This window comes from Bacillus sp. FSL W8-0116 (assembly GCF_038003825.1).
Classification (GTDB): Bacteria; Bacillota; Bacilli; order Bacillales; family DSM-4216; genus Bacillus_O; species Bacillus_O smithii.
Genome location: NZ_JBBOPY010000001.1, coordinates 2,618,905 through 2,633,282 on the forward strand (window position 1 = coordinate 2,618,905; position 14,378 = coordinate 2,633,282).

Genomic DNA, 14,378 nt, shown 5'->3' on the forward strand with positions numbered 1-14,378 from the left:
GGAAATAGGAGATGACATAGGTCATAAGCATAAAAAGGGTTTTATGGATTATCAATCCATCAAAATTACAACAAAATCAAAGTCGATTTCAATTCATCACGGATTCAGGTCGTCTGTCATGGCAAGGGATGAGAGTCCGAAAGCGCTTACGGATGAAATTCAAAAAAATGGTTCGCTAACCTATGACTTACATCTATTTTCAGCGAACCAAAAAAATTCCCACAAAGTCTTGACTGACTCATTTTAAATGAAACGATGCATAAAAGCTTCATAAAATCCGTAAACTCAGATTTATGTGTTGGCAAATTCAGTGAAATGGACGAAAGGCTGTATGGGGCGAAAAAGCAAAAAAGGCTTTTGGTAGGTTCAAGTGGTTTGCTACAATAATTGACAGGAATGGAATTTCTTTATTTTAGAATTGGAGGACAGGATGGATGAATAGGAAAAGAATAATAGCTTTGGCTATTGCGGCTATATTGTTCGCAGTTTCTGTCATTGTCAATTTAGCCAGCATCACGCTGACTGCAGACGTTGAAAAACTTTTTGAAGGACTGACAAACCAAGATGGAAATTTCAATGAAGATGTCATCGAGAAAGGAAACACATTGAAGAAAATTGCGGTTTTGGAAGTAAATGGTGTGATTCAAGATACGGGTTCGACTGCCTCATTTTTTGAGATGGGATACAACCACGAAAATTTTATGAAAATGCTTGATAAAGTGGAGCATGATAAGAGCATCAAAGCGATTATACTGAGAGTCAATTCCCCAGGCGGCGGGGTGGCCGAAAGTGCAGAAATCCATGATAAATTAATGGAGATTAAGCAAAAGGCAAAAAAACCGATTTATGTTTCTATGGGCCCGACGGCGGCTTCAGGTGGCTATTATATTTCAACTGCCGGAGATAAAATTTTTGCCAGTCCTGAAACTTTAACGGGCTCTTTAGGAGTGATTATGAACACTGTGAATTACTCCAAATTAGCGCAAAAGTTCGGTGTGGATTTTGTGACTGTTAAAAGCGGTCCTTTCAAGGATATCGGCAGTTCTACCCGCCCGATGACAGAGAAAGAGAAACAAATTTTGCAAACGATGATTAACAACTCTTATCAACAATTTGTAAAAGTGATTTCAGAGGGGCGGCATATTCCGGAAGAACAAGTCAGAAAAATCGCTGACGGTCGTGTGTACGATGGCAGGCAGGCGAAGCAGCTTCACTTAATTGATGAATTCGGTTATTTGGATGATACAATCAAACAATTGAAAAAAGATAAACATTTGAGCGGTGCCAAAGTATTTCGTTATGAAACGAACAGCGGGCTTTCTTCCCTTTTTGCAGCCAGCGCGCAAAAAATGTTTCAAAAGGACGGCGAATGGAACGTGCTGATCAATCTTTTGACTCACTCACAGTCTCCGCGGCTCATGTATTTATATTCTGAGGAGGGATCGTTATGAATGAATCAAGGCATGATCCTGAATTAGAAAAGCCAATAGCAGCTGAAACGAAAAAAGAGGCGGATGACGGATATCATGAGGGCGCAAAGTCTTTTTTGTACGGCCCTCACTATGCTGGCTTTTGGATGCGTTTTTGGGCGTATTTACTTGACTTAATCGTGATTGGAAGTCTTAAACGGATATTGATTTTGCCGGTTTTCCGCTGGCTTGATCTACCCGTTTTTGCCCATGAACTGTTTGCCCCCATCCATGTGGCGAGTGCCGTTCTCTTTTACGGCTATTTTCTTCTATTCACGAAATTCACCGGACAAACGGTTGGAAAAATGGTATTTGGCTTAAAAGTCGTCCCGCTGACAGAAGAACGTTTAACTTGGACTGTTGTTTTGTTTCGGGAATTGATCGGGCGCTTTATTGTAACCACTATTGTCATTCTGTATTTAATGGTCGCTTTTATGCCGAAAAAACAAGGATTGCACGATTATTTCGCTGATACAGCCGTTATTCATGAGAAAACGGTGGAAGCTTTAAAACCTGCTTCATAAAGCAGGTTTATTTTTTTGGGGTTTTGTCGATAATGGTGGAAAGGCAAGGGGGCTGCAGTATGGCAATTGTCATGACAATACTGATCTCGATCATCGTATTGATCATCGTTATTTCGGCAACGGTGCTTCATATCAACATCGTTTTTTGCCATGAGAAAGAAAATGACTACGTTCAGATCCAATTCAAGATTTGGTTTGGCCTTATAAGATATACGATTAAAGTGCCGTTTTTAAAGTTGGTAAAAAACCCCGAAAATAATGAATGGAATTTACAATATGAAACCAACGTCTCTTCTAAAAATCAAAAAAGGACGAAGTACCACTCCCGAAACAACTTGACTCCTGAAGAACTGGTACAAATGATACATAAGGGAAGAGAATTTTTAAAAAAAGTAAAGGATCTCCAGGAGATTGTGAAACACTTTTGCCGTCATATATCAGTTGATTCATTGGTGTGGGAAACGGCTGTTGGTGTAAAAAACGCTGCATGGACCGGCATATTAACGGGAACACTATGGGCAGCCAAAGGTGAATTCATCGGTTTATTGAGTAAGTGGATACGATTAAAGACGATACCGAGATTAAATGTTGTTCCTACTTTTCAATCTCCTTACACAAAGACACGACTTGAGTGTATGCTTCATTTTCGAATAGGATATGCTATTATTGCCGGATTGAAAATAGTCCGTTTTTGGAAGGGAAAACTATCAGAACGTGAGTCTTCTTTCGCAAACAATAAACATCATTCTATCTAACAGGAGGTTGGATTCCCATGTCGGAACATCCGATTAAAGGTTTAATGACAACAGCTATGGAAAATTTAAAAGAAATGATTGACGTGAATACCATTATCGGAGATCCTGTTGAAACACCGGACGGCAGTGTCATATTGACAGTTTCAAAAGTTGGATTTGGTTTTGCGGCAGGAGGAAGTGAATTCAAACTGGATCAAAATGAGCAAAACAGCCAAGAAGAGAGCCTTCCTTTTGGAGGGGGAAGCGGCGGCGGTGTTTCCATCACACCCATCGCTTTTTTAATCGTCAACTCCCAAGGCTATAAGATGCTTCATGTAGATGAAAACACCCATTTAATGGAGCGAATTTTGGATGTAGCGCCTAATGCAATGGAGAAAATCCAAGGGATGTTTAAAAACAAAGATGGGGGAAGCGCAAACCAAAACAACAGCCAAACGAATAGTCAAAACAACGGTCAAAATAATGGACATCAATCACAAAATTTGGACTTTAATATTTAAGGAACAAAGGGGAGCTTTCTACGTGGAAGCTGCCTTTTTTGTGATGAGGCCTGCCTCATCTTAAAAAATGAATGAAATCCATCTTCCTATATAAGGCAGCCCTGTTCGAAAAATAGGGGATAAAAAACAGGAAATTTGCATTTCTTTGCCGAATTTCTTTATGATGAAGTTGTAGACCTTAAATAGGAGGAAAAGATATGGCGAAAATTACATTTAAGGGAAATCCCGTTACTCTTTTAGGAAATGAAGTAAAAGTAGGAGATCAAGCGCCGGACTTTACGGTACTAGCCAATGATTTGTCAGAAGTCAAATTATCCGACTATAAAGGAAGCGTGCGGATTTTAAGCTCTGTTCCATCTTTGGATACGGGAGTATGCGATGCTCAAACCCGCCGTTTTAATGAAGAAGCAGCCAAATTGGATGGAGTGAAAGTTTTAACGATATCAGCGGATCTGCCATTTGCCCAAAAACGTTGGTGTGCTTCAAGTGGATTGGAAGATGTGATTACGCTTTCTGACCACCGCGACCTTTCCTTCGGCAATGCCTATGGAGTCGTGATGAAAGAACTTCGTCTCTTAGCACGGGCTGTCTTTGTGGTTGACAGTAATGATAAAATTACCTATGTTGAATATGTGAGCGAAGGAACCAATCATCCTGATTACGAAGCTGCCATTCAGGCTGCTAAGGAAGCAAAATAATGGCTAACGTCTTTAGCGAAAGAGTATCTCCGCAATAGGACGTTCATCATACAATGTTTATTGCATAAAAAACAAAACGACATGACGGCCTTTGAAAAGGTATCATGCTTTTGTGAGCAAACAGTTGAAATTTTGCCGATCGTCCGAAACGGAATGCAGCTTTTACGGACGCTAATCAGGAAGAAACGGAAAAAACATGCCGAATAGGGATGCGATCTCTGTTCGGTTTTTTATTGAATGGGCTCTGTATTTTAATGAGAGATAAAGGAGGTATGTCGGTGAGTACCAATACAACATCTTCCATGGAATCGTTATTCTATGTTTTAGATCAAACAACGGGCATGCTGCAAAAGGCTCTTTCTTGCACCTATCTGGAAGCTCTTGCGGAAAGTGCCGACAACTTGTTTCAAGGTATGGTGTTGCAAGAAGAAATCAGCGAAAAGACAAAAAAGGAGCTTCAAACGCAATACGATCGTATTTCATTAGATTCGATGTCAAAAGAACATATTCGAAAAGCTTATCAACTGGCCATCCTAAAAGGAATGAAGAAAAACGTTCAGCCAAATCACCAAATGACGCCGGACTCCATTGGTTTGTTTGTCAGTTATCTCATGCAAAAATTTATGGCAGACTACGATCAATACAGTCTTTTGGATCCTGCGGTCGGAACCGGAAATTTGCTGACGACCATCTTGAATCAGCAATCTGATCAAAACATCCATGCAACCGGAATTGATGTAGATGATTTATTAATAAAGCTTGCCTATGCAGGGGCCAATCTGTTAAAGCATCCGATTCAATTTTATAATCAGGACGCTTTGGAACCACTCTTTGTTGATTTGGCAGATGCAGTGGTGTGCGATTTGCCTGTTGGCTATTATCCAAATGACGATCAAGCCCAAAATTATCGGTTAAAAGCGAAGGAAGGCCATTCCTATGCTCACCATCTTTTTATCGAGCAAAGCATCCGCTATACAAAACCCGCCGGATTTTTATTTTTTTTGATTCCAAATTTTCTTTTTGAATCGCCTCAGGCTGATCAATTGAGAGGCTTTTTGAAAGATGAAGTATATATACAGGCAGTGATACAGCTCCCTCTTTCCATTTTTAAAAATAAAAATGCGGCCAAAAGCATTTTGATTTTGCAGAAGAAAAGCAAAGATGTAAAAGCACCTGAACAAGTGTTATTAGCAGACTTGCCATCTTTGACCAATAAAAAAGCGATGGAAGGAATGATCGCGAAAATTGAAAGCTGGTTTTTAGAGAAAAAACGCGGTCAATAATAAGCTGACTTCGTTCAGATGGAGAGGGCTTGCAGAAGCGATGCCGTTCAAATCCCCCTTATTGGCTGCAATAGAATCATGTTGAGATCAAACTTTTACCATGTTTTGTTTCAAGACTGACATTTGCCTGTTTAAGGCCAACATCAGCATTTAGCGCTCCTATACAAATTCGAAAGGAGGGAGCATAGGGGTTCAAAGGCCAGCGAGTGTTGGGACAATGGGGTATACCATCGCCGGACGGTATACGGTGGTTTACATTGTCCATGTGTCTAGGGAAAAAAGATGATGAATGAAAATCATTTCGTTTTGGACATGTTTTTCTTTCATCATCTTCTTGGATGCATAAAGTTGGAGTCCCCTGTGCGAATAATGATGAATTGGACCAAGCGAGACGAAGCCGTTTGGGAAGAAATTCTGAAATGGGAACAAACATTATTGGAATATGAAGGAAATGACCTCCAAACAACGTACATAAAATGGCTTGAACGTACCTTTGCCTCTTTTCCTGAGGAGTGGCAGGAAGCGTTTTTAACCAAACTGGATCAATGGATGTTTCAAGTTCAATCGCTGCTTCAAGGATCACAAATTCAAGAAGAAGCTCGGGAAAGAATCCTCGTTTCAGCTCGCGCTTTTGATGATTCCGTCGTGGATATTCCGGATTTGCGGAAATTGACGATTGATCAGCTCCATTATTTAAACAGACAACATTCGGCTCGGCACCGTTTGTATTCGTTTATTCAAGGAGGAATGACCGGAAAAGGCGGCTTTTTGTCGGCCGTTTCCGATTTTCCCATTCTTATTGCCATTAATGTTCGGGCTGTTCAACTAACGGCTATGACTTACGGATTCGATGTTCAATCTCCTTATGAAACGATGATCTCCTTAAAAGTCTTCCATGCAGCAGTGTTGCCGAAACAGGTTCAAATTTACGGATGGAAAAAATTATTGGAAGATCTGGAAAACAAACAAGATGTTTATTTTTACGATGATTCTGAACAACTTGCGGACCCCCTGTGGTTGAATGAAATCGTGAAACAGCTGATGAAGCTGATGGCCATCAACATGTTTAAAAAGAAGCAAAATGACAAATTTCCTCTCATCCGGATGGCTATCGGTGCCAATTTCAATTATCAATTCACAAAAAAAGTAACGGAGTATGCAGAGAAGTACTACCAATACCGCTTGTTGCTGGATAAGAAAGGAGATATGAAATGAGTGCGTCAGACCACAAAAAGGGAGGGCCTCAACATGTGAAGGCTGCGGTCATTACCGTCAGCGATACTCGGACTCAAGAAAACGACAAAAGCGGAGCGCTTATTCAAAAACTATTGTTGGAACATCATCATGAAGTGGTTCAATATGAAATTGTCAAAGATGACAGTCTATCCATTCGCCGTCTTGTAACGGAAATTATTCGCAAAAAAATAGCGGATTGTATTCTTTTAAATGGAGGTACCGGTATTTCAAAGAGAGACGTAACAATTGAAACCGTTAAGCCGCTATTTGAAAAGGAATTGGCAGGTTTTGGAGAATTGTTTCGAATGCTTAGCTACACAGAGGACATCGGTTCTGCGGCTATTTTATCGAGAGCAGCAGCAGGTGTATCCGGCGGTGTTGCTATTTTCTCTATGCCTGGATCGACCGGGGCAGTGAAGCTGGCGATGGAAAAATTGATCTTACCTGAAATTCGCCATATTGTAAATGAAATTCGCAAGTAGGGGCTGTCCTAAAAGCTCCTTTTAAACAAGAAACCTCGACGAGATAAAATAATTTATCTTGTCGAGGTTTCTTTGTTTCAAAAGTTATGGGCGATGGCAATTGACCCGAATTCGATCGTTGCCTTAGCCGATCCCAGGTTGTATTTAATCAAAGTAGCTGAAAAGTGACTTGAAAAAATCACTTCATTCAATGTCAGCTTGGCGATTACATAATAATGAAAGGACGATTTTTTGCACCGGACTACGTGAAATTTTAGGTGATGATCTTGAAACCGGCGGGACTCCTGCGGTAAAAGGGAGCCAGGCGGACCCCGCAGCGAGAGACGAGCGAGGAGGTTTGCGGATCGCCCGCGGAAAGCACCTATGTCATTTTGAAACAATCCCTTTTTTGTTTTCAATATGCTCGTATTCTTATACACCTCCATTTGGTCGCGAAAATATTTTTTCAATCCCGAACGTTCTTCCTTCTTTTCAATAAGATATTTATTGTATACAGCCAGTGTTCGCTAAAACAAAGCATTGTTTGAAAAAGTATTGAATAAAAAATAAAATTACTTAAATTGCAATATTAAATGCAACAAGTATTGAAAGACCAGATAACCCATGATTAAGTAGAATCGGGACACTCTGCGCGACTTGACGTGGAGTGGTGGGCATGGTAGCCTGGTTGGCCCAGCCAGTACCGTATACCTGGCTTCATGGCTGGTAGCCATGCCCGCAGAGGCTCTTTGTCAAGTTGCTAAAAACCAACCCTTTGGGTTAGCTGGCTTAAGGTTAAGAAGCTAAGCCAGCTAACTCTATTTGGAAACACTCCTCAGGTGTACGATAATTGAGGATCTTCCTTGGAAGATGGTTACACCAATTTTCAACATAGGTAATGGTTTCGTCTGCCACAGAGGAAATGGGTCTCCCCTTTGGTATGAAGCGCCTAATAAGGCCATTATGACGCTCGTTGGTTCCTCGTTCACAGGATGTGTAAGGGTGTGTAAAATAAACCTCTGTTAGATCTTTTTCAACACTAAGGCCGAGGTCAGCAAATTCAGAACCGTTATCAGCCGTAATGGTTTTAAACACTTTAGAGAACCGATTACCATAAGACACTTTCAACTGAGATATGACTTCTGAAACGGATAGACTATCCTTGGCTGTCACTCTCAAAATTATTTCTTTACGGGTTTTGCGCTCAGTAAGAGTCAATAAGGCCTGATCTTTAGTCTTCTTGCCTATAACCGTATCAATTTCCCAGTGACCAAACTCTTGGCGTTCATTGACTTCAATTGGTCGCTCATCGATACTGCGTCCTAAGATCTTCTTATTCTTCCGGTTACGTTTTTTCTTGGTGTTCAGGGTAATTTTCATAGGTAGGTCAATGTTTTTAACGCCTATAAGTCCTAGATCAATATAGTTATAAAGGGTCTTGGTGCAAACCATTTTGTCTTTGAATTTCCCATCACGTTTGGCTCTCCCACATACCGCATCAGGAGACCATTTCTTATCAAGGATCTGAGTTTCGGCATACTTAATAAACTCGATGGCATCGTCTAGTTTTAGCTTGCGGCCACAGGCTTTCCTGTTTCTCTCATAGAGAAGTTGACCTGTGTCTGGAAAATAGACATGAACAATTTTCCCGTTGCTTTTTCTTTGTGGCACTGTACCTCTTCTTAACTCACGGGAGATGGTGCTTTTGTGACAACCAACATAATCTGCAATCTCCTGTTGAGTCTTACCAGCAGCGTGTAAGGCCGCAATTTTCCCACGGTCATAAGCCGTTAAGTGTTTGAAATGCCGAGCTCCTATGGTAGAATTAGTAATTGCCATAGATAAATCCTCCGTATCGATATTGTTTTAGTCGACTTAATCATACGTGGTTTATCTATGGTTTTTCATTTTTTATGCTTGTTGCATTTGATTATACAACTAGCCAAAAATAAAATTAGAAAATTTTTATTCAATGGCTCTTGAAAGAAGAAACGGAAAATGATATTCTTATAGACATATAAAAAAAGGAATAAAAATAACTATTGATGAATATTTATGCGACCAAAAGGGGGATCCATGATGGGTAAAAAAGTTGTGCTCGCTTATTCGGGCGGTTTAGATACATCGGTGGCCATCCAATGGCTGAAAGATCAAGGGTATGATGTTGTTGCCTGCTGCCTTGATGTAGGGGAAGGAAAAGATTTAAAATTTATTCAAGAAAAAGCGTTGAAAGTCGGAGCGGTGGAAAGCTATGTCCTCGATGTAAAAGAAGAGTTTGCTAATGAATACGCTCTGTTGGCTTTACAAGCTCATGCTCTTTATGAAGGAAAATATCCGCTGGTTTCAGCTCTGTCAAGACCGCTCATTTCCAAAAAATTGGTGGAAATAGCTGGAAAAGAAGGCGCCGTGGCGGTGGCGCATGGCTGCACGGGCAAAGGGAATGACCAAGTTCGCTTTGAACTTTCGATCAACGCTTTAAATCCGGATCTTGAAGTGTTGGCTCCTGTCCGTGAATGGAGCTGGTCGCGTGAAGAAGAAATTGAATATGCCAAACAAAAAGGAATTCCTATTCCGGTTGATTTAGACAGTCCTTTTTCCATTGACAAGAACTTATGGGGAAGAAGCAATGAATGCGGGATATTGGAAGATCCTTGGGCTGCTCCGCCGGAAGAAGCATATGAATTGACCACAAGTATTGAGTTTACGCCGGATACTCCGGAAATCATAGAAATCGATTTTGAAAAGGGAGTGCCTGTAGCTTTAAACGGCAAGCGTTACCCGCTTTCGGAACTGATTTTGGAATTAAACAAAATCGCAGGAAAGCATGGAGTGGGTCGTATTGATCACGTTGAAAACCGACTTGTCGGAATCAAATCAAGAGAAGTGTATGAATGCCCAGGCGCGATGACATTAATTTTAGCCCATAAAGAATTGGAAGATTTAACGCTTGTAAAAGAATTGGCTCATTTTAAACCTGTTATTGAAAAGAAACTAACGGAAGTCATTTATGAAGGCTTATGGTTTTCCCCCATTAAAGACGCATTAAAGGCCTTTTTGCAAGAAACGCAAAAATTTGTCACCGGCACTGTCCGTGTCAAACTGTTTAAAGGCCATGCCATTGTAGAAGGAAGAAAATCAAATTATTCTCTTTACAACGAAAAACTGGCAACGTATACGGTTGAAGACGAATTTGATCATCAAGCAGCAGTCGGCTTCATTAAATTGTTCGGCTTGCCGACGAAAGTGAATGCGATGGTTCATCAAGAAAAGGAGAAGGTTCAAGCATGAAAAAATTATGGGGCGGGCGCTTCCAAAAATCAGCAGAAGAATGGGTAGACGAATTTGGCGCATCCATTTCGTTCGACCAAGAGCTCGTTCTTGAAGACATAGAAGGAAGCCTTGCACATGTCACCATGCTCGGAAAGTGCGGCATCCTTTCCCAAGAAGAGACGGCTAAGATGAAAGAAGGGTTGCTCCGCTTAAAAGAAAAAGCGGAAAGAGACGAACTCACCTTTTCGATTTCCGAAGAAGATATCCATTTAAATTTAGAAAAAATGCTGATCGAAGAAATCGGACCTGTTGGTGGAAAACTTCATACTGGGCGGAGCCGAAATGACCAAGTGGCCACCGATATGCATCTTTATTTAAAAAAACAAGTTCAGTTGATTATCCAATTGATTTCTTCTTTCCAAGAAACGATTATTGAAAAAGCGGAGAGGCATGTGGAAACAATGGCGCCCGGGTACACACATTTACAGAGGGCGCAGCCGATTTCTTTTGCTCACCATTTGATGGCTTATTTTTGGATGCTTGAGCGGGACAAAAAACGATATCAAGAATCGTTAAAACGTATTGACGTTTCTCCGTTGGGGGCCGGGGCGCTTGCCGGGACCACCTTTCCTATTGATCGGGAATATTCGGCCGCCTTGTTGGGATTTTCCGGTGTTTATCAAAACAGCTTGGATGCAGTCAGCGATCGCGATTTTATCATCGAATTTTTAAATGATTCCTCTATTTTGATGATGCATCTTTCACGATTTGCAGAAGAGCTTATTTTATGGTCAAGCCAAGAGTTTCAATTCATTGAATTGGATGATGCGTTTTCAACCGGCAGCAGCATCATGCCTCAAAAGAAAAATCCGGATATGGCTGAATTGATTCGTGGTAAAACAGGCAGAGTCTACGGGCATTTAATTTCTTTGTTGACGGTATTAAAAGGATTGCCGTTAGCTTATAACAAAGATATGCAGGAAGATAAGGAAGGAATGTTTGACGTTGTCCATACGGTTATGGGTTCATTGAAAATCTTTAACGGAATGGTACGGACGATGAAGGTGAATGAATCAAAACTGACGGAATCTGTCCATCATGATTTTTCGAATGCAACGGAACTCGCCGATTATTTGGCGGCAAAAGGAATCCCTTTTCGAGAGGCGCATGAAATTGTCGGAAAACTAGTTCTCCATTGTATCCAAAAGAAATGTTATTTGGCCGATTTGACATTGGAAGATTTGAAGGCAGCCTCTCCGGTCATTGAGGAGGATATTTATCAAATTCTCTCACCCTACCAGGCAGTCAAAAGAAGGAATTCTTTAGGCGGGACCGGGTTTGAACAAGTGAAGCAGCAAATACAATATGCGAAAGAGCTTCTTTCACAACCGTTATCTAATGATAAAAGACAAATGGATCTCCCGGTGTAAAGGCTTCATTTCTACTAAAGGCTGAATACGGTGACTGCGCTAAAAAAGCATGCTTTAAGCATGCTTTTTTAGCGCAGATATCGGTCAAGCAAATCTTTGAAAAATTTTACTGATTATGATTTGTTTGTGCGGACAATTAAAACGTCGCATCGGGCTGATCGTGCGATATGTTCAGAAACGCTTCCAATCAAGAATCGTTCAACAGCATTCATACCTGTGGCTCCACAAATAATCAAGTCCGCTTCGACTTTTTTAGCGACATCTCTGGGAATGACCGCTTTAGGAGAACCGTGTTCTAAAAACGTAACGATATTTTTTACACCCGCTTTTTCGGCTTTCTTTTTGTAGTCTTCCAGAAGCTCCTGTCCGTATTTTTCAGCTTGTGCGGTGATAGTGTAGTCATAGGCTTCAACGCCTGCAAATACTCGGGTGTCGATGACATGAACCAAGTAGATGGTGGCTTCATTGCGCTTGGCGATTTCGATGGATTTTTTAAAGGCCCATTCCGCCTCTTGAGAACCGTCGACTGCTACCAGAATATGTTTATATTGGGTATCCATTTCTTATACCTCCTTTTTCTTCATTGTAAAACAAATAGGAGTATATATGTGTGGAAATTTTTCGAAAAATGTAGCAATATCATTATCATATGTGTGAAAAAGGAGAAAATGTACATTTGAAAATCTTTTTTGGCAAGGTCGAAAGTCAGGGGAGCCTAAAACGAATTTCTCATAAAGTGGAAGAGCAGGCCGCTACAGAAGAGTTATTATTGAAAAATCCTTTTTATCAGTCTTTTTTCTTAGTGAAAAAGAACTTGTCTATAAAACGGACAAGTTCTTATATGTGCGCCCGGCATGTACATGAACTATAGGGTGTAAGTCCCGAACCCCGAAGACAGAAGTAGAGGTTAGCCAAGAGCAAGGGTGTCCGTGGTGACGCGGAATCTGAAGGAAGCTGGAGGCAAAACACCGGTCCGAGGAACACGAACCTCATATAAGGCTAGGTATGATGGAGTGAGTTTGCATAACAAAACAAAGCTCTTTCTGTCGAAGGTCATATCGAGTAAATGAGGCGGATAGATGGTGTGAAAGTGCATGTACTTACCCGGGGAGGTCTGGCGGATATGTGAAGTGCTCTTCATAACCTACTTAGTGATAAGTAGCTGAACCGTCAGAAGTCAGCAGAGGTCATAGTATTAGTTGGTCTAGAACAACTAAGAAGGACCGAACAATGAAGAGAGAATAGCCCTTGGTATTGAGTGAGTCATGATGAACACAGAAAACGTAGTACCTCACTTGAGGGAGGAAGCGGTGAATCCCGTGGGAGACCTCTTGGAGGGTGGAGTGACCACTGGCATAAAGAGAACAGCTATTCACGGAAGTTATAAAGACTTGCGTCAATGATCTTAATTGAACCGCCGTATACGGAACCGTACGTACGGTGGTGTGAGAGGACGGGAGTTAATCGCTCCCTCCTACTCGATTTACAGGATGGAGGCGACATCGCGGAATCTCAGGGGAAGCGCAAAGCCGGCTCTCGTGCGACTGCAGCCAGTCTGTTAAGAGAAAGACTTTGTCACTCTAATCCCCGAATGTATTGCTTTTATTCCGCTTTCCCTATTTACTTAATAATTTGCAATTCTTTCGGATATTTCGTCAGCACTTCCACACCTTTGTCAGTCACGACAACATCATCTTCGATTCGGACACCGGCTTTTTCTTGGACATAAATGCCAGGTTCAATCGTGAAGACCATGCCTTTTTTTAAGGCTAAATCGTTTGTCTCCGTCACATACGGATATTCGTGGACGCTGATTCCTAATCCGTGACCGAGGCGATGGGAAAAATATTCTCCGTATCCAGCTTGTGAAATGATATTTCTCGCTGTCAAATCCAGTTCTTTCAATGGAACGCCCGGTTTGACAGCGCGGACTGCCGTTTGCTGGGCTGTTAAAACCGTTTGGTAAATGGTTTCTTGTTCATCTGTTATGTCCCCGTAGGCGACGGTTCGTGTAATGTCTGAGCAATATCCTTTATAAACAACACCTAAGTCAAACAATACTAAATCGCCTTTTTTCACTTTAGACGCTCCAGGAGTTCCATGCGGGGATGAAGCATTTTTTCCTGTTAAGACCATCGTAGCGAATGACATTTCCGAAATTCCTTTTTTCTTGAGTTCATATTCAATCGCGGCGATGATCTCAAGCTCGGTTTTTCCCTCTTTTAACTCTGAAACTCCCACTTGAACAGCGTAATCAGCATATTCTGCCGCTTTTCTCATCAGCTGTATTTCTTCCACATCTTTGATCATTCGCAGTTGGTTTAATGTATCATCCAATCCAGTAAAGGACGCATCAGAGAATCGGGAAGCCAGTTGTTCATATCGGCTAATATTTAAATGTTCCTTTTCCAGCGCGATTTTTCGTACGGAATTGAGCCGTGACTTGACGGCTTTTTCGATTTCTTCCCACGGATTCACAATGTCGCTGTAGCCGATGATTTCATGCTCCCAGCCGGCCTTTTTCGCTTCTTTCGCTTCCATCTGCGGACAAATCAAAAAAGGTTCCTCCCGTTGAAAAACGCCAACGGCTAAAACACGTTCGTGAGGATCGCTTCTATAATTCGTAAAATAAAAAACATTATCAGGCAATGTAATGAAAGAAAAGTCAGTCTCTGTTTCTTTCATCCAATCTATCAAATTTCTCAATCGGCTGTTCATGGTTATATCCCCCTCATTGATTCCTTAAATATAA

The 14,378-nt window shown here is 41.3% G+C and carries 13 protein-coding genes; 10 read left to right on the forward strand and 3 right to left on the reverse strand.

Translation table 11 applies throughout. From position 1 onward, the window contains the following. The first annotated feature begins 434 nt into the window (after window positions 1-434). From sppA to N1I86_RS12540, 8 genes are all read left to right on the forward strand, one after another. The gene (sppA, locus tag N1I86_RS12505; protein ID WP_341096580.1) at window positions 435-1,451 is read left to right on the forward strand and encodes a signal peptide peptidase SppA; all 1,017 of its coding nucleotides are present in this window, start codon (window positions 435-437) and stop codon (window positions 1,449-1,451) included. Further along, window positions 1,448-1,993 (forward strand): RDD family protein, encoded by a 546-nt coding sequence (locus N1I86_RS12510; RefSeq protein WP_003355649.1) that lies wholly within the window; start codon window positions 1,448-1,450, stop codon window positions 1,991-1,993. The genes sppA and N1I86_RS12510 overlap by 4 nt, the downstream gene beginning before the upstream one ends. A 59-nt stretch (window positions 1,994-2,052) precedes the next feature. Further along, window positions 2,053-2,748: a DUF2953 domain-containing protein gene (locus N1I86_RS12515; RefSeq protein WP_003355648.1), complete on the forward strand. Its 696-nt coding sequence runs from the start codon at window positions 2,053-2,055 to the stop codon at window positions 2,746-2,748. A gap of 17 nt (window positions 2,749-2,765) precedes the next feature. Continuing rightward, window positions 2,766-3,248 (forward strand): GerW family sporulation protein, encoded by a 483-nt coding sequence (gene ytfJ, locus N1I86_RS12520; RefSeq protein WP_003355647.1) that lies wholly within the window; start codon window positions 2,766-2,768, stop codon window positions 3,246-3,248. 197 nt (window positions 3,249-3,445) lie between these two features. Beyond that, window positions 3,446-3,946: a thiol peroxidase gene (gene tpx / locus N1I86_RS12525; RefSeq protein ID WP_048623825.1), complete on the forward strand. Its 501-nt coding sequence runs from the start codon at window positions 3,446-3,448 to the stop codon at window positions 3,944-3,946. Between the two features lie 302 nt (window positions 3,947-4,248). Next, window positions 4,249-5,229 (forward strand): class I SAM-dependent methyltransferase, encoded by a 981-nt coding sequence (locus N1I86_RS12530; RefSeq protein WP_341097347.1) that lies wholly within the window; start codon window positions 4,249-4,251, stop codon window positions 5,227-5,229. A gap of 369 nt (window positions 5,230-5,598) precedes the next feature. Then, window positions 5,599-6,444 carry an EcsC family protein gene (locus N1I86_RS12535; RefSeq protein ID WP_341097349.1) on the forward strand — a complete coding sequence of 282 codons (846 nt, stop codon included), beginning with the start codon at window positions 5,599-5,601 and terminating at the stop codon, window positions 6,442-6,444. Next, window positions 6,441-6,947, forward strand: coding sequence for a MogA/MoaB family molybdenum cofactor biosynthesis protein (locus N1I86_RS12540; RefSeq protein WP_003355641.1), 507 nt, complete (start codon window positions 6,441-6,443; stop codon window positions 6,945-6,947). Before N1I86_RS12535 ends, N1I86_RS12540 begins: the two co-directional genes overlap by 4 nt. A gap of 774 nt (window positions 6,948-7,721) precedes the next feature. Here the strand turns inward: N1I86_RS12540 and N1I86_RS12545 are convergent. Then, the gene (locus N1I86_RS12545) at window positions 7,722-8,765 is read right to left on the reverse strand and encodes an IS30 family transposase (protein ID WP_048622401.1); all 1,044 of its coding nucleotides are present in this window, start codon (window positions 8,763-8,765) and stop codon (window positions 7,722-7,724) included. A gap of 237 nt (window positions 8,766-9,002) precedes the next feature. Here N1I86_RS12545 and N1I86_RS12550 point away from each other — a divergent pair, with 237 nt between their 5' ends. After that, window positions 9,003-10,214, forward strand: coding sequence for an argininosuccinate synthase (locus tag N1I86_RS12550; RefSeq protein WP_341096585.1), 1,212 nt, complete (start codon window positions 9,003-9,005; stop codon window positions 10,212-10,214). Next, window positions 10,211-11,626, forward strand: a complete 1,416-nt coding sequence (argH, locus tag N1I86_RS12555; RefSeq protein WP_341096586.1) for an argininosuccinate lyase — start codon at window positions 10,211-10,213, stop codon at window positions 11,624-11,626. The genes N1I86_RS12550 and argH overlap by 4 nt, the downstream gene beginning before the upstream one ends. A gap of 113 nt (window positions 11,627-11,739) precedes the next feature. On the opposite strand, the gene N1I86_RS12560 is transcribed toward argH, so the two are convergent. Together N1I86_RS12560 and N1I86_RS12565 are read right to left on the reverse strand one after the other, a co-directional pair. Then, window positions 11,740-12,186 carry a universal stress protein gene (locus N1I86_RS12560; protein ID WP_003355638.1) on the reverse strand — a complete coding sequence of 149 codons (447 nt, stop codon included), beginning with the start codon at window positions 12,184-12,186 and terminating at the stop codon, window positions 11,740-11,742. Between the two features lie 1,060 nt (window positions 12,187-13,246). Then, window positions 13,247-14,344: a M24 family metallopeptidase gene (locus tag N1I86_RS12565; protein WP_341096587.1), complete on the reverse strand. Its 1,098-nt coding sequence runs from the start codon at window positions 14,342-14,344 to the stop codon at window positions 13,247-13,249. Window positions 14,345-14,378: the final 34 nt, after the last annotated feature.